This is a genomic window from Clostridium sp. E02 (genome assembly GCF_003833015.1).
In the GTDB taxonomy this organism is placed as follows: domain Bacteria; phylum Bacillota; class Clostridia; order Lachnospirales; family Lachnospiraceae; genus Lacrimispora.
The window spans coordinates 15,633-31,587 of the sequence record NZ_RJLQ01000010.1 but is presented as its reverse complement, the minus strand read 5'-3'; the positions used below and the strand labels follow the sequence as shown (position 1 = coordinate 31,587).

General features: G+C 40.9%; 15 protein-coding genes. All 15 read left to right on the top strand.

Annotation, left to right across the window (positions count from 1 at the left end; translation table 11 throughout):
* The first annotated feature begins 124 nt into the window (after positions 1 to 124).
* Entirely contained in the window at positions 125 to 1,093 is a 969-nt protein-coding gene (mraY, locus tag EFT72_RS08945) for a phospho-N-acetylmuramoyl-pentapeptide-transferase (RefSeq protein ID WP_124066577.1), read from the top strand.
* A 12-nt stretch (positions 1,094 to 1,105) separates the two neighbouring features.
* Complete coding sequence (gene murD, locus EFT72_RS08940) at positions 1,106 to 2,452, top strand: UDP-N-acetylmuramoyl-L-alanine--D-glutamate ligase (RefSeq protein WP_124066576.1); 1,347 nt, start codon at positions 1,106 to 1,108, stop codon at positions 2,450 to 2,452.
* Between the two features lie 41 nt (positions 2,453 to 2,493).
* The gene (locus tag EFT72_RS08935; protein ID WP_124066575.1) at positions 2,494 to 3,645 is read left to right on the top strand and encodes an FtsW/RodA/SpoVE family cell cycle protein; all 1,152 of its coding nucleotides are present in this window, start codon (positions 2,494 to 2,496) and stop codon (positions 3,643 to 3,645) included.
* 68 nt (positions 3,646 to 3,713) lie between these two features.
* Positions 3,714 to 4,964, top strand: coding sequence for a UDP-N-acetylglucosamine 1-carboxyvinyltransferase (murA, locus tag EFT72_RS08930; protein WP_124066574.1), 1,251 nt, complete (start codon positions 3,714 to 3,716; stop codon positions 4,962 to 4,964).
* The gene (locus EFT72_RS08925; RefSeq protein WP_124066573.1) at positions 4,961 to 5,689 is read left to right on the top strand and encodes a cell division protein FtsQ; all 729 of its coding nucleotides are present in this window, start codon (positions 4,961 to 4,963) and stop codon (positions 5,687 to 5,689) included. The genes murA and EFT72_RS08925 overlap by 4 nt, the downstream gene beginning before the upstream one ends.
* A gap of 118 nt (positions 5,690 to 5,807) precedes the next feature.
* Positions 5,808 to 7,124, top strand: coding sequence for a cell division protein FtsZ (ftsZ, locus tag EFT72_RS08920; RefSeq protein WP_124066572.1), 1,317 nt, complete (start codon positions 5,808 to 5,810; stop codon positions 7,122 to 7,124).
* A gap of 59 nt (positions 7,125 to 7,183) precedes the next feature.
* Positions 7,184 to 7,507: a hypothetical protein gene (locus EFT72_RS08915; RefSeq protein ID WP_124066571.1), complete on the top strand. Its 324-nt coding sequence runs from the start codon at positions 7,184 to 7,186 to the stop codon at positions 7,505 to 7,507.
* 288 nt (positions 7,508 to 7,795) lie between these two features.
* Entirely contained in the window at positions 7,796 to 8,773 is a 978-nt protein-coding gene (gene hflK / locus EFT72_RS08910; RefSeq protein WP_124066570.1) for an FtsH protease activity modulator HflK, read from the top strand.
* Positions 8,770 to 9,642 carry a protease modulator HflC gene (locus tag EFT72_RS08905; RefSeq protein ID WP_124066569.1) on the top strand — a complete coding sequence of 291 codons (873 nt, stop codon included), beginning with the start codon at positions 8,770 to 8,772 and terminating at the stop codon, positions 9,640 to 9,642. Before hflK ends, EFT72_RS08905 begins: the two co-directional genes overlap by 4 nt.
* Before the next feature lie 69 nt (positions 9,643 to 9,711).
* Entirely contained in the window at positions 9,712 to 10,569 is an 858-nt protein-coding gene (gene metF, locus EFT72_RS08900) for a methylenetetrahydrofolate reductase [NAD(P)H] (RefSeq protein ID WP_124066568.1), read from the top strand.
* A gap of 28 nt (positions 10,570 to 10,597) precedes the next feature.
* The gene (locus tag EFT72_RS08895; RefSeq protein WP_206426628.1) at positions 10,598 to 11,245 is read left to right on the top strand and encodes a vitamin B12 dependent-methionine synthase activation domain-containing protein; all 648 of its coding nucleotides are present in this window, start codon (positions 10,598 to 10,600) and stop codon (positions 11,243 to 11,245) included.
* A gap of 24 nt (positions 11,246 to 11,269) precedes the next feature.
* Entirely contained in the window at positions 11,270 to 13,705 is a 2,436-nt protein-coding gene (locus EFT72_RS08890) for a homocysteine S-methyltransferase family protein (protein WP_124066566.1), read from the top strand.
* 67 nt (positions 13,706 to 13,772) lie between these two features.
* Entirely contained in the window at positions 13,773 to 14,858 is a 1,086-nt protein-coding gene (gene trpS, locus EFT72_RS08885) for a tryptophan--tRNA ligase (RefSeq protein ID WP_124066565.1), read from the top strand.
* An 8-nt stretch (positions 14,859 to 14,866) separates the two neighbouring features.
* Positions 14,867 to 15,109 (top strand): hypothetical protein, encoded by a 243-nt coding sequence (locus EFT72_RS08880; RefSeq protein ID WP_124066564.1) that lies wholly within the window; start codon positions 14,867 to 14,869, stop codon positions 15,107 to 15,109.
* Between the two features lie 272 nt (positions 15,110 to 15,381).
* Positions 15,382 to 15,945 carry an alkyl hydroperoxide reductase subunit C gene (gene ahpC / locus EFT72_RS08875; protein ID WP_124066563.1) on the top strand — a complete coding sequence of 188 codons (564 nt, stop codon included), beginning with the start codon at positions 15,382 to 15,384 and terminating at the stop codon, positions 15,943 to 15,945.
* The last annotated feature ends 10 nt before the right edge of the window (positions 15,946 to 15,955 follow it).

The following is a 15,955-nucleotide window of genomic DNA, read 5'->3' as shown; positions in this document are numbered from 1 at the left end:
TCGGGCAAAAAGACGTATACTACTTACTGTGGCATAATTTGCTTAGAGAACTGTTCGATAAGCCAAAGGCGAATCGAACCTCCTTATGAATAATATACGAATACATAAAATATTGAGGTGTGACATGATAAACGAAACGATTTTGGCGATCATTATAGCTTTTGCCATCAGCGCAATGCTGTGTCCCATAGTAATACCATTTCTTCACAGATTAAAATTTGGTCAGGAGGTCCGAAAGGAAGGACCGGAAAGTCATCTGAAAAAACAGGGGACCCCTACCATGGGCGGACTAATTATATTGACCAGCATTATTATAACTTCTTTATTTTATGTAAAGGAATATCCAAAGATAATTCCCGTTCTTTTTGTAACGGTTGGATTTGGTATTGTAGGTTTTCTTGACGATTACATTAAGATAGTGATGAAACGATCAGAAGGTTTGACAGCGATACAAAAGATGGCAGGACAGTTGATTATCACTGGTATCTTTGCATTTTATCTAATTCATTCAAAGGATGTAGGAACCGAGATGTTAATTCCGTTTACCGGAGGGTTTGAGAAAGGGATTTTTCTAAAACTTGGATTCTTATTTGTTCCGGCTGTTTTTTTTATTGTAATTGGAACCGATAATGGGGTGAATTTTACGGATGGACTGGACGGACTTTGTACAAGTGTTACCATTCTGGTTGCAACATTTCTAACTGTAGTTGCCATAGGAGAAAAGACTGGGATCAGCCCCATCACAGGAGCTGTGGTAGGGAGTCTTTTGGGATTTTTGCTATTTAATGTTTATCCTGCCAGAGTGTTTATGGGGGATACTGGTTCACTGGGGCTTGGTGGATTTGTAGCATCCAGTGCCTTTATGATGCAGATTCCGATATTTATAGCCATAGTCGGCTTTATTTATCTCATTGAGGTATTATCTGTCATTATTCAGGTGACATATTTTAAAAAAACAGGTGGGAAAAGAATATTTAGAATGGCACCGATTCATCATCATTTTGAGTTATGTGGTTGGTCTGAAACTAGAGTTGTAGCCGTTTTTGCCATCATAACAGCCGTTCTTTGCCTACTTGCATATCTTGGATTATAGGAGAGAAACCATATGAGTCAGAAAGTATTAATTGCAGGCAGTGGAAAAAGTGGGATCGCCGCATCCAAGTTAATATTAAAATCAGGGGATAAAGCAGTCCTTTATGACTCCAACGATGTACGAAAAGAGGATGAGCTGTTAAGCCAATTTGAGGAGAAAGCGAATCTATCGATACTCTTGGGAGAACTTAAGAAAGAAGATTTAACAGATGTAAACCTATGCGTGATCAGCCCAGGGATTTCCCATGATGCTCCATTTGTATCAGTGATAAAGGAAGAAAAGATACCTATATGGAGTGAGATTGAATTAGCCTATCATCATGCAAAGGGCAGACTAATAGCCATAACAGGAACAAACGGTAAGACAACCACGACGGCTCTTACCGGTGAGATCATGAAAGCTTTTTATGAACATGTTTTTGTTGTGGGAAATATCGGCATTCCATATGCACAAGAGGCGATGCACACAGATGAAGATTCTGTTACAGTTGCCGAAGTCAGCAGTTTTCAGTTGGAAAGCATATTGGATTTTAAGCCCGATGTCAGCGCGGTTTTAAATATTACACCAGATCATTTGAACCGTCATAAAACCATGGAATGTTACATAGAAGTGAAAGAAAGCATTACAAAGAATCAGTCAGAACAAGAGGTCTGTATCTTAAATTATGACGATCCCGTTCTTCGGGAATTTGGGGAAACATTAAAACCGAATGTGATTTATTTTAGCAGTCGAGAGACATTAAAGGATGGCTATTGCCTAGAAGGGGACAGGATTGTCCGCAATCAGAAAGGCAAGAAGACTGAAATTGTAGATATTCATGATTTGCAGATTCTTGGACGGCACAATTACGAGAATGCGATGGCAGCGATTGCAATCGCGGTGGAGCTATCTGTTCCACTGGAAGTGATACAAAAGACAGTTTGTGAGTTTAAGGCGGTAGAGCACAGAATTGAGTTTGTAGCTGAAAAGGCAGGAGTGAAGTATTACAATGACTCCAAAGGAACCAATCCAGATGCGGCTATTCAGGCGGTCAATGCCATGCCAGGATCTACGATCCTGATTGCAGGTGGTTACGATAAGAATTCAGAATATGACCAGTGGATTGAATCCTTTCAGGGGAAGGTCCGGTATATGGTACTTCTGGGACAGACAAGGGAGAAGATTGCAGAATGTGCTGCATCTCATGGATTTACGAATGTGATGTACGCAGAGGATATGCAAGAGGCAGTCCGCGTTTGCGCTTCTTATGCAAATCGTGGAGATTACGTCCTTCTTTCTCCGGCATGTGCAAGCTGGGGGATGTTCAAAAGCTATGAAGAGCGGGGCGAGATTTTCAAGGAAAGTGTCCGTAATCTTTAAAGTAATTCTGGTAAGAAGTCTGGTTGGCAAGGAGGAATGGTATGGCAGAGAGCAGACCAGCGAAGAAAACAAACAAACCACGCCGATTTTATGATTACAGTCTTTTGTTTACGGTGATATTTCTATCTGTTTTTGGGCTGGTTATGATCTATAGTTCAAGCTCATATGCTGCCCAACTAAAATACGAAAATGCGGCTTATTTTATGCTGCGGCAGGCGAAGATTGCACTTGGCGGATTCATAATCATGCTTATAATATCTAAGATGGACTATCACTGGTATGCCAGATTTGCAGTTCTGGCTTATGCGTTATCTTATATACTGATGATCGCTGTATCTGTGGTTGGAATAGAGCGTAATGGTAAAAAAAGGTGGCTGGGAGTAGGATCTTTGTCCTTTCAGCCAACAGAATTTGTTAAGATAGCACTCATTGTTATGCTGGCCGTTATGATCGTTCAGATGGGTAGGAACATTAATACAAGGAATGGTGTCTTTTTGATCCTTGTAACGGCGTTACCCATATCAGGAATCGTTGCGGCTAACAATTTAAGCTCTGGTATTATCATTGTAGGAATTGCATTTGTTATGTTGTTTGTGGCATGCAAGAAAAAATGGCCATTTTTTGCATGCGGATTTGCAGGAGTAGGACTTTTAGCGTTTGCCGGTCCCATCGCTACTGTGTTGGAAAAGCTTAATATACTTCATGATTATCAGCTTGGAAGGATTTTAGTCTGGCTGGAACCGGAGGCGTTTCCTTCCACCGGCGGGTATCAGGTCTTACAAGGACTTTATGCCATTGGCTCTGGAGGCCTAGTAGGCAGAGGGCTGGGCGAGAGTATACAGAAGATGGGATTTGTACCAGAAGCTCAAAATGATATGATTTTTTCAATTATATGTGAAGAACTAGGGCTTTTTGGAGCCGTATCGGTTATTCTCATATTCCTTTTTATGATCTATCGCTTTATGCTCATTGCAGATAATGCCCCTGATTTATTCGGTGCGCTGATTGTGGTAGGTGTTATGGGCCATATCGCCATCCAGGTTATATTAAATATTGCGGTTGTAACCAACACCATCCCAAATACGGGGATTACCCTACCGTTTATCAGTTATGGGGGAACATCTGTCCTTTTCCTAATGATGGAAATGGGCATGGTTTTAAGTGTTTCCAACCAGATAAAACTGGAAAAATAATTAGATATGAAACCATTCTCTCGCTTTTTACATAGGATAGTATATAAGAAGCCATGGGAGGTAACGGATTGTCAGTTATACAGGTCCAGGGGTTACGATCCTTAAAAGGTGAGATAAAGATTCAGGGTTCCAAAAATGCTGTTCTGCCTATGATGGCAGCAGCGGTTCTCCATAGAGGTACAACTGTGATTCGTAATGTCCCCAGGATACAGGATGTGTTCTGTATGCTGGGGATACTTAAGCGTATTGGCTGCAAATGCCAACTTGACGGTCATACGCTCATTATTGATGCAGAAGTAGTGAAAGAATCTGAGATCCCCAAAGAATTTATTAAAAGCATGCGTTCCTCGATTATTTTGTCGGGGCCTTTGCTGGGAAGGCTTGGTAGCGCAGTGACCAGTTTCCCTGGAGGCTGTTCCATTGGAGAACGGCCCATTAATCTGCACCTGTCTGCATTACGGTCGTTAGGCGCCGTCATAGAAGAACTGGGGGATAAACTCATTGCAACAGCACCAAAGTTAAAAGGTGCCAGTATCTTTTTTCCATTTCCCAGTGTGGGTGCAACTGAAAATGCTCTAATGGCTGCTGTCTGTGCTTCTGGGACAACAGTGATACAAGGGGCTGCAAAAGAACCTGAGATTATGACTCTATGTGAATTTTTAAATAACATGGGAGCTAGAATTGATGGGATTGGAACTTCCAGCCTGGCGATTACAGGCGTACCGAAACTTCATGATTCTGAATTTACAGTCGCAGGCGACAGGATTGTCGCGGGAACTTACTTAACAGCTGTTATGGCAGCAGAGGGCAGTGTACTCATGGAAGGAATTCGACCGGATCATTTGACAGCCGCATGTTTACTTGCGGAAAGAATGGGAGCTGAGATTATCAGCTATGAAAATCAGTTGAAGGTAACAATGAGTGGGCGCCCTGATTGTGCAGACGTGATTACAGAACCTTATCCTGGGTTTCCAACCGATCTTCAATCTCAGTTTATGGCAGTGATGGCATCGGGAAAAGGATCCGGTTGGATGGAGGAGACTATTTTTGAAGGGAGGTTTGGCACTGCAAAAGAGTTGCAGAAGCTGGGAGCAGATATTATAATAGAAGGGAAACATGCAGTGATACATGGGACCCATCCGTTACATGGGAGCAAGGTTATTGCGACGGATCTAAGGGGTGGTGCCGCACTGGTAGTTGCAGGACTTGCGAGTGAAGGTATGACCGTTATCCATGAATGTCATCACATTGAGCGCGGATATGAAGATATCTGTCGAGATTTAAGCAGTCTTGGCGCTGCAATCAGAGGGATGGAATGAAGAATTACAAGAAAAGCAGAAGAAAAATTAAATTTGCGATCGCAGCACTGGTCCTTATTCTCCTAACGGTTGTTTTACTATCACTTCAGATCAGAGAGATAACGGTTAGTGGCAATAAAAAATATACAGCGGATCAGATTGAGAACCTGATATTTAAGGATGGCTGGGATAGAAATGCGGTTACCTGTTTTTTCAAGGATCGATTTGTGAAGCATGAACCGATTCCGTTTGTTGAGGATTATAAAATCGTGTTTCTAAGCCCAGTTAAAATGGAAGTAATTGTATACGAAAAATCCGTTGTGGGTTATGTATCCTATATGGGAAGCTACATGTATTTTGATAAAGATGGAATTATCGTGGAAAGCTCCAGTGGAAAATTGTCTGGAGTTCCCTGGGTCACTGGGCTTTCCTATGGACACATTGCTTTGCATCAGCCCCTTCCAGTAAAGGATCCAAAGATTTTTAATAAAATCCTGACCCTGACCCAATTATTGTCAACACATGGGATTCCGGTTGATGAGATTTTATATGACTCAAAGGGAGAAGCGACACTGGTTTTAGGACAGATAGAAGTGTTTCTTGGAAGCAATGATCAGATGAATGGTAAGATATCAGAATTAAAGGATCAGCTCCCTGTTCTTACGGGGTTATCTGGTACCTTATATCTGGATACATATGAGGAGACGGAAACTGTCACATCTTATCGATTTGTGAAGAATAAGTGAATTTACATAATTTGCTTAGAAATTTAATAAAAAAATGGTTGATATTTTCTGCAAAATAAAATATTATATAAATTAGGTTTATTCAGTAAGCTGTTTATGGTTAAAGGAGGATATAATCTTGTTAGAGATTAAGATAAATGAGGCGGACAACGCGGCAAGAATTCTGGTAATCGGTGTAGGCGGTGCCGGAAACAATGCGGTTAACCGCATGATTGATGAGAATATAGCAGGTGTAGAATTTCTTGGAATTAATACGGACAAGCAGGCGTTGCAGTTTTGCAAGGCACCTACTGCGATGCAGATTGGTGAGAAATTAACCAAGGGGCTTGGTGCAGGTGCAAAACCTGAGGTTGGAGAAAAAGCAGCGGAAGAGAACGCAGACGATCTTGCTCAGACCATGAAAGGTGCCGATATGGTGTTTGTAACCTGCGGCATGGGTGGTGGAACTGGAACGGGAGCGGCTCCTGTCGTGGCTAAGATTGCCAAAGATATGGGGATTTTAACGGTCGGCGTTGTTACCAAGCCTTTCCGATTTGAAGCAAAGACCCGTATGACCAATGCGGTTGCAGGAATTGAACGTTTAAAAGAAAGTGTAGACACTTTAATCGTAATACCAAACGACCGTTTGCTTGAGATCGTAGACAGACGAACCACCATGCCAGAGGCATTGAAGAGGGCAGATGAAGTGCTTCAGCAGGCAGTACAGGGAATTACAGACCTGATTAATGTACCTGGTTTGATTAACTTAGACTTTGCAGATGTTCAAACCGTTATGACAGATAAAGGAATTGCACATATCGGAATTGGACGAGCCAAAGGGGATGAAAAGGCGATAGAAGCAGTGAAACAAGCGGTGTCTAGTCCTCTTCTTGAAACGACCATTGAAGGTGCTTCACATGTGATTATTAACATTTCTGGAGATATTAGTTTGATTGAGGCCAATGAGGCGGCAAGCTATGTTCAGGAGATGGCAGGAGATGATGCGAATATCATATTCGGAGCGATGTATGATGAGAATGTTCAAGATGAAGCGAGCATTACCGTCATTGCGACTGGTCTTGAGATGCATAATGAGACACCAGTCTCTAAGGTTATGACTAATTTCTCCAATACGAACTATAAACAGTCTCCTCATCCACAGGGGAATCCGGAAGCAGCAGCAACCGCAGCGACTCCAGGCTATAACCAAAATTTTGGAACTCCGGGATATACTTCTGGACAGTCATATAATAATACCAATACCAATACCAATACCAATAACACCAATGGGAATTTTAATAACCCCAATTACAACAACCCGAATTATTCTAAGCCCAATTACGGCACTCAGAATACGCCTCAGGGAACGCAACAAGGTGGAGGTCAGCCATATCGTCCAACTGTAAACAAAGAAGTACAGATTAACATTCCTGATTTTTTAAGAAATAAACGATAAGAGTTTATGAAATTTGGCAGGTTCTTTTTGAACCTGCCTATTTTGGAAGGAGGGATTACATGTCAGAGAAAGAAAAAGACTGGGAATTATCCGATGATTATTATTCCGTGGAGGAAAAGAAATGCTTGTCTTTGGAAGATTTTATAACAGAAGATCAGCCCAAAAGCAGCGAATCAAAGGTCGCCGATCTGTCTGATGAAGCTTTAAAAAAGACCATAGAGGATGTACATCAGGTTCTGGCACTTGCACAGGAAGGGAAAAGCATCGCTGAGATAAAGGAACGAACCAAACTAGAGGAGTCTTATATCCATGATATTCAGGTTTGTGCTCAAGGATTCCACGAAGACGATGAGATTGCAGTGGCGTACCTCATGCTAGGTTAATCGGAATCGTTCTTTGTTCTATTTCCACCGGTTTATTTGACAGAAGAGAGAACATCTGTTATAATTAAGTCAGTCGTAAAAGGGAGTAGCTTCCAATCTGGTGAGATGGTTGGATAAGGTTGCGTCAGGACGGTATATGATTATACCCGCATACTTATGAAATGCAAGACTTTTACTAATACCATTCTGGTATTAGTGAAAGTCTTTTTTTATATAACAGTATCCTTAAAATTTCAATACCCCTTTACGATCATAGAAAAAACGAGGATAGGAAGAAAGGAGCTACTTATGGAAACATTTAATCCAAACAGCAGCGAGAAGTGGAAACAAGTAAAAAGAATCATGAAAAGGTCTGGTATCCTAGTAGTACTTATAGTGGCAATTCCGTTGATTGGTCTTGGTTCCATTTATAATATTCAGGAACAGGAACAGGCTGTCGTAACTACATTTGGCGTCCCTAGAACAGTTTCTGAGTCAGGTCTTCATTTTAAGATTCCATTTATTCAAAATGTTCATAAAGTTAATACGACCATTCAGGGGTTTGCCATCGGATACGACCCAGCAGACAACGAAAGCAAGGAAGAAGATTCACTGATGATTACAAGGGACTATAATTTTGTTAATGTGGATTTCTTTGTGGAATACAAAATTACAGATCCAGTAAAAGCAGTCTATGCATCTCAGGACCCTCTTCTGATTTTACAAAATATTACAAAGAGCAGCATTCGGTCAATTATTGGAAGCTATGAAGTAGATTCTGTTTTGACAACTGGAAAAAATGAAATTCAAGGCAAAGTGAAAGATATGATTATTGAGAGACTGCAGAAACATAAGATTGGTTTGACGGTTATCAATGTGACCATTCAGGATTCTGAACCACCTACCGTAAAAGTAATGGAAGCCTTTAAAGCAGTGGAAACAGCAAAGCAGGGAAAAGAAACGGCAATCAATAATGCAAATAAATACAGGAATGAGAAATTACCGGAGGCTACAGCCCAAACAGATAAGATCCTTCAAGAGGCAGAATCCACAAAAGCACAAAGGGTGAATGAAGCAAATGCTGAGGTGGCAAAATTCAATGCAATGTATCAGGAATACGCAAAGAATCCAGAGGTAACGAAGAAGAGAATGTTTTATGAAACCATGGAAGATGTTTTACCAAAAATGAAGGTAATCATTGATGGTACCGATAAGACCAGCACGATTTTACCCCTTGACAGCTTTGTTGGTGGGAATCAAGAAGAAAAAAAGGAGACAAAAGAATGAAGAGCAAATTAAAAACATCAGTTACAGTAATTGTGGCGGTAGCATTAATTATGGTGATTTTTAGTTCGATTGTTATTACCAAAGAGAATGAATACAAACTAATCCGCCAGTTTGGTAAAGTGGAACGAGTGGTCAATCATTCCGGATTATCGTTAAAAATTCCAATTATTCAGTCTGCTGATACCTTGCCAAAGCAGGTGCTGATTTATGACCTTGCAGCTTCTGATGTCATAACTATGGATAAAAAGACGATGTTAAGCGATAGTTATGTTCTTTGGGAGATTGAAGATCCCCTAAAGTTTGCACAGTCTTTAAATTCATCTGTTATCTATGCAGAAGGCAGAATTGATACGGTGGTTTATAATTCTATCAAAAATGTAATCGGAAGCATGAGTCAAAATGAAGTGATCAGCGGACGTGATGGAGAACTATCACAGGCAATTATGAATAACGTGGGCGATAATATGACCCAGTATGGAATTCGTTTGCTATCTGTAGAAACGAAGAGACTGGATCTTCCGGCGGATAATAAATCGGCTGTCTATGAAAGAATGATGTCGGAAAGAGACAAAATTGCGGCTACCTTTACAGCAGAAGGGCAGGCAGAGGCGAAAAAAATTCAAAATACAACAGACAGGGAAATAGCCATCAGCATATCAGATGCCCAGGCACAGGCAGCCTCAATAACTGCAGAGGGTGAGGCAGAATATATGAGAATTCTCGCCAATGCGTATAATGATTCTCAGAGAGCTGATTTTTATGCATTTGTCCGGTCGCTAGAGGCTGCCAAGAAGTCTTTGATTGGAAAGGATAATACTTTGATCCTTCCAGCGCAATCTCCTCTTGCAAGGATATTTATTGCCCAGTAATAGTTGCGGCATCCAGTTTTTTGTGGTAAAGTGTTAAAAACTAAAAACGAATGACTGGAGACTGACAAGATGAAGATTACAGATATACTAAGCCAGGGAAAGCCAACGTTATCCTTTGAAGTATTTCCACCAAAGACTGAGGAAAAATATGAATCGGTGAAGCAGGCCGCATCCCAGATTGCAAAATTAAACCCTGCATTTATGAGTGTGACCTACGGTGCAGGTGGTGGAACCAGCAAATATACGGTAGACATTGCTTCCACAGTACATGAGGAATTTAAGGTGACGGCTCTGGCTCATTTAACCTGCGTATCATCAACCAGGCAAAAGGTGAAAGCGGTTCTAACAGAGTTAAAAGAAGCAGGGATTGAGAATGTTTTGGCATTACGTGGAGATCTCCCTCTAGATGCCCCTGTAAACAGAGAATATCATTATGCTTCGGAGCTAATCCGGGAGATTCGGGAATCTGGAGATTTCTGTATCGGTGCAGCTTGTTATCCAGAAGGACACGTAGAATCTGCGAATAAGACAATTGATATGGATTATTTAAAGCAGAAGGTAGAAGCTGGTTGTGATTTTGTAACGACGCAGATGTTCTTTGATAATAATATATTATACAACTACTTATATAGAATCCGGGAGAAGGGGATAACAGTTCCAGTCGTTGCGGGGATTATGCCAGTGACCAATGTTAGACAGATTATAAGAACCTGTCAACTTTCTGGAACGTATCTACCTACCCGGTTTAAGGCAATTGTCGACCGATTTGCCGATAACCCGGCAGCGATGAAACAGGCGGGTATCGCATATGCGACGGAACAGATTATTGATTTGATTGCAAATGGAGTCAATGCCATTCATGTTTATTCCATGAATAAGCCGGATGTGGCCCAAAAGATTAAAGAAAATTTATCGGAGATTCTCTAATCGGGTTGTCACGAGAATGGAGGAACGCATGGAAGTAAGCCAAAAAGAGATATTAAGATATTTAGGCTATAAAGGAAATGCTGGGGATGAACAGGTAAATGCCCTGATAATAGAATGTCTAGAAGAACTAGAAGAGGCAGCTTCCTTAAAATCCATCCATCGGACATTTCCTTTGCAGCTCCTTCCGGATGATGAAATTGATTTTTCAGTATTTCGGATTAGAAGCCATAAATTAAGCAAGAATCTCACAGATTGCGATCAGGTGATTTTATTTGCCGCCACTTTAGGAACGGGAGTGGATCTGAAGATTAAAAAATACTCCAAACTCCAGATGAGCAAAGCGGTGGTGATGCAGGCAGCGGCGACGGCGATGATTGAAGAATTCTGTGATATAGAAAACAGAAAACTAAAGGAAGCATATGAGGCAGAAGGGTTTTTTTTACGGCCCCGGTTTAGCCCAGGATATGGTGATTTCCCCTTAGAATGCCAGAAAGATATGACCACTGTTTTGGAAACACCAAAAAGAATCGGGATCATGCTGACAGAAAGTCTTTTAATGATTCCTTCTAAATCAGTTACAGCAGTCATTGGGGTAAGTAAAAAGCCGCTTCGATGTGAGAGTAAGGGATGTGAGTCTTGTAAAAAAACAGATTGTGCATACCGAAGAAATGGATGAGACTGAATGCAGATGGAGGAACCTATGGCAGGGATAATGGAAGAAATAAAAAACAGAATCGTATTTTTTGATGGAGGGACAGGAAGTCTTCTGCAGGCAAAAGGGTTAAAGCCAGGAGAACTGCCAGAAACCTGGAACATAACGCATCAAGAAACCATTGTGGCACTTCACAGAGACTATTTGGAGGCTGGTGCAGATATCATAAAAACAAACACATTTGGTGCCAATGGACTAAAGTACCTGACTGGAACAGAGTTTGATTTAGACCGGATCGTGACTACGGCTGTGAAAAATGCCAGAGCGGCAGTGGAAACGGCTGTTTATCCCAATGGGAAAAAGAAAGGGTATATTGCACTTGATATCGGTCCCACGGGAAAGCTATTAAAGCCTCTTGGAGATCTTGATTTTGAAGATGCTTATGCCATGTTTTCTCAGGTGGTAACCATTGGAGTAAGAGAAGGCGCAGATTTGATTCTCATAGAAACAATGAGTGATAGTTACGAAGCGAAGGCCGCCGTCTTAGCAGCAAAGGAGAATTCTACACTTCCGATATTTGTAAGTTTGATTTTTGATGAAAAAGGAAAGTTATTAACAGGCGGCAATGTGGAATCTTCTGTCGCTCTTTTGGAAGGCCTTGGAGTGGATGCCATTGGGATCAACTGCGGTTTGGGTCCAATTCAGATGAAACACATCCTAGCCGATCTTTTAAAGGTAGTGTCAGTTCCAGTCATTGTAAATCCCAATGCCGGTCTGCCACGAAGTGAAGGGGGTAAGACGGTTTATGACATTGATGCAGACGAATTTGCCCACGTGATGAAGGAAATCGTTACTATGGGAGCCTGTGTTGTTGGAGGCTGTTGTGGAACGACTCCAGAACATATCAAAAAAACCGTAGCACTTTGTCAGGATTTTGACGTGATACTTCCTGAGAGGAAAAAACGAACGGTAATCTCTTCCTATGCGCAGTCCGTGGTAATTGGAAAGAACCCAATTCTTATTGGAGAAAGAATCAACCCCACAGGGAAGTCAAAGTTTAAACAAGCGCTGAAAGAACACAACCTTGAGTACATTTTAAAAGAAGGCGTTCTCCAACAGGATAATGGAGCGCATGTTCTTGACGTTAACGTTGGACTTCCAGAGATCGATGAACCAGCTATGATGGTGGAAGTTATCAAAGAACTTCAAAGCATTATCGATTTGCCCCTTCAGATCGATACTTCCAATTTAGAAGCAATGGAACGGGCGATGAGAATCTACAACGGAAAACCCTTAATTAATTCTGTGAATGGAAAAATAGAATCAATGGAAGCTATTTTTCCTTTGGTGAAGCGGTATGGTGGTGTGGTAGTTGCACTTGCACTTGATGAAGATGGAATACCAGAAACGGAAGAAGGTAGAATTCTTGTTGCAAAGAAGATATACCAAAAAGCCGCTTTCTATGGAATTGAAAAAGAAGACATTATCATTGATGCCTTATGTCTGACAGTAAGTTCCGATAGCAAAGGCGCACTAACGACTTTAAATACGTTAAAAAGGATCCGGGATGAACTGGGGGGAAAGACTATACTTGGAGTTTCCAATATATCGTTTGGACTGCCCCAAAGAGAGATCGTCAATGCATCGTTTTTTACCATGGCATTATTAAATGGTTTGAATGCTGCCATTATAAACCCGAATTCAGAAGCCATGATGCGTTCCTATTACAGTTTCCGGGCTTTGGCTGATTTGGATCCACAGTGCAGCAATTATATTGCTGTTTACAGTGGAAATGTAGTTTCTCTTGGTGAAACTTCCAGGTATTCAGACAGAGGAAACAAAACTAGTTCCAGAGAGGATATAACTTTATCAGAAAGCATCAAAAAAGGACTAAAGGACCGGGCGTTTCAAGCTGCGTCAGAGCTTTTAAAAGACAAAGAACCTCTGACCATAATTCAGGAAGAGATGATACCTTCTCTGGATCTGGTTGGAAAAGGATTTGAAAAAGGAACGATTTTTCTTCCACAGCTTCTCATGAGTGCAGAAGCAGCCAAAGCAGCCTTTGAAGTCATTAAGGGAAAGATGGCAGAGACAGGTGCAGTGGAAGAAAAGAAGGGAAAGGTCATATTGGCCACGGTAAAGGGAGATATCCACGATATTGGTAAGAACATTGTAAAAGTACTTTTGGAGAATTACAGTTATGAGGTGCTGGATTTAGGAAAAGACGTATCCCCAGAGGTCATTGTTGAGGCTGCCAGAAAAAATGAAGTAAAGTTAGTGGGCTTAAGTGCACTGATGACCACAACCGTTCCCAGTATGGAAGAAACCATAAAAAAACTGCGTATACAAACACCGGAAGTTAAAGTTATGGTGGGGGGAGCTGTTTTGACAAAAGAATATGCACAAACCATTGGAGCGGACCGTTATTGCCGGGATGCGATGGCATCTGTCAATTATGCGGAGGAAGTATTTCAAGTAAAATAATGTGCCTCATTGACAAATACAAAATGAATGGTACAATAAAACTTGATAATATATCTGGAGGTACAAAATGGGAAAGATTATTTTAACGGGGGACCGGCCCACTGGAAAACTGCATATCGGACATTACGTAGGTTCGTTAAAGGGAAGAGTGGAGCTGCAAAATTCCGGTAAATTTGATGAAATTTATATTATGATTGCGGATGCACAGGCACTTACGGATAATGCGGATAATCCAGAAAAAGTTCGACAGAATATCATTGAAGTCGCACTGGATTACCTATCTTGTGGGTTGGACCCTGAGAAAAGTATCATGTTTATCCAATCGCAGATTCCACAGCTTACGGAATTGTCCTTTTACTATATGAATTTAGTAACTGTTTCGAGACTACAGCGCAATCCTACGGTAAAATCTGAGATTGCAATGAGAAACTTTGAAACTAGCATTCCAGTTGGATTTTTTACGTATCCCATCAGCCAGGCGGCTGATATAACAGCATTTCAGGCAACTGCAGTCCCAGTAGGTGAAGATCAAGAGCCAATGCTTGAACAGACCAGAGAGATTGTACGGAAATTTAATTCTGTTTATGGAGAAGCGTTAGTAGAGCCGGACATACTTCTTCCGGATAATAAAGCTTGTTTAAGGCTTCCAGGAACAGATGGGAAAGCCAAAATGAGCAAATCTCTTGGAAACTGTATCTATTTATCGGATACAGAAGAAGAAGTGAAGAAAAAGATTATGAGTATGTATACGGATCCTAACCATATCCAGGTGTCAGATCCGGGAAAAGTGGAGGGGAATACAGTCTTTACGTATCTGGATGCATTCTGTAAAGAAGCGGATTTTAAAGAATACTTACCGGACTATCAGAACTTAGATGAGCTGAAAGAGCATTATAAAAAAGGCGGTCTTGGAGATGTAAAGGTGAAAAAATTCTTAAATAGCATACTGCAGCAGGAATTAGAGCCTATTCGCAAAAAAAGGAAGCAGTACGAAGAGGATATTCCATATGTTTATCAGATGTTAAAAGAGGGAAGCGAAAAGGCAGAAGCGAAAGCAGCTGCAACGCTAAATAGCGTAAAGAATGCGATGAAGATTAATTATTTTGATGATGCGGAACTGATTGAAGGTCAAGCGAAGAAATATCAAAAATAGAGGCTATTATGAAGATCGTATCAATAAGTGAGATTTTACAGTGCAATGAGTTTCTCAAAGAAAAAAATCTTGGATTTCGGATCCATTTAAAAGATGCCTGTGGCAAACAGTCCTGTTACATTGAATCCCTGCGGGAGGAGAATCAAGAGGCTCAGTTCGAGGCGCTCTATGAGGCATTGGATGAATTCTTTCAAAAAATGCGCTTCCGTTTAGAATATGGAGAGAATAAAACTAATTTTTGGATTCTATGATCCATTGATGAGAAAAGCCGGAGAGATTATAAGGGAGAAGAATCCTTTATAACCTCTCTGGTTTTTTGAAATAGAAAGTCCCTGATTTGGGAGGAGACAGGTCAGTAGCTGGGAAAGAAACAAACAAAAACAATAATTATTATCAATTTTATAGTTGCAATTTATGGTAGGATATGATACACTTAACTCATGAATTAGTTAAGGCTAACTTATAAAACGTAAAGAAATCAGCCATATTAATGTAGATAGCGATCGGAAAGGAGATAATAAGTATGTCATTTATCGGAAAAGAGATTAGTGAATTTAAAGTACAGAGTTTTACAAACGGAGAATTTAAAGAGGTAAAGAAAAAGGATGTGATAGGAAAATGGGGCGTGTTTTTTTTCTACCCTGCCGATTTCACCTTTGTTTGCCCCACGGAACTAGAGGATCTGGCAGATAAATATGAAGCGTTTAAAAAGATTAAATGTGAAATATACAGTGTGTCTTGTGATTCTCATTTTGTTCACAAAGCATGGCACGATGCTTCAAAAACCATTCAAAAGATCAAGTATCCTATGCTTGCCGATCCAACCGGTGCCCTTGCAAGAGCCTTTGATGTTATGATTGAAGAGTCTGGCATGGCAGAACGAGCAACTTTTGTAGTGAATCCAGAAGGTACCATTGTAGCATATGAGGTCATTGCTGGAAATGTTGGGAGAAATGCAGAAGAGTTGTTTCGCCGAGTTCAGGCCTCTCAATTTGTAGCGGAACATGGGGATGAAGTATGTCCGGCAAAATGGAAACCAGGAGAAAAAACATTAAAACCTAGTCTTGATTTGGTGGGCCTTTTGTAAAGGTGGGATT

Excerpts from the sequence above, each read along its gene's own strand:
- mraY (WP_124066577.1), top strand. The coding sequence starts at position 125 with ATGATAAACGAAACGATTTTGGCGATCATTATAGCTTTTGCCATCAGC.
- murD (WP_124066576.1), top strand. The coding sequence starts at position 1,106 with ATGAGTCAGAAAGTATTAATTGCAGGCAGTGGAAAAAGTGGGATCGCC.
- EFT72_RS08935 (WP_124066575.1), top strand. The coding sequence starts at position 2,494 with ATGGCAGAGAGCAGACCAGCGAAGAAAACAAACAAACCACGCCGATTT.
- EFT72_RS08925 (WP_124066573.1), top strand. The coding sequence starts at position 4,961 with ATGAAGAATTACAAGAAAAGCAGAAGAAAAATTAAATTTGCGATCGCA.
- EFT72_RS08915 (WP_124066571.1), top strand. The coding sequence starts at position 7,184 with ATGTCAGAGAAAGAAAAAGACTGGGAATTATCCGATGATTATTATTCC.
- hflK (WP_124066570.1), top strand. The coding sequence starts at position 7,796 with ATGGAAACATTTAATCCAAACAGCAGCGAGAAGTGGAAACAAGTAAAA.
- EFT72_RS08905 (WP_124066569.1), top strand. The coding sequence starts at position 8,770 with ATGAAGAGCAAATTAAAAACATCAGTTACAGTAATTGTGGCGGTAGCA.
- metF (WP_124066568.1), top strand. The coding sequence starts at position 9,712 with ATGAAGATTACAGATATACTAAGCCAGGGAAAGCCAACGTTATCCTTT.
- EFT72_RS08895 (WP_206426628.1), top strand. The coding sequence starts at position 10,598 with ATGGAAGTAAGCCAAAAAGAGATATTAAGATATTTAGGCTATAAAGGA.
- EFT72_RS08890 (WP_124066566.1), top strand. The coding sequence starts at position 11,270 with ATGGCAGGGATAATGGAAGAAATAAAAAACAGAATCGTATTTTTTGAT.
- trpS (WP_124066565.1), top strand. The coding sequence starts at position 13,773 with ATGGGAAAGATTATTTTAACGGGGGACCGGCCCACTGGAAAACTGCAT.
- EFT72_RS08880 (WP_124066564.1), top strand. The coding sequence starts at position 14,867 with ATGAAGATCGTATCAATAAGTGAGATTTTACAGTGCAATGAGTTTCTC.
- ahpC (WP_124066563.1), top strand. The coding sequence starts at position 15,382 with ATGTCATTTATCGGAAAAGAGATTAGTGAATTTAAAGTACAGAGTTTT.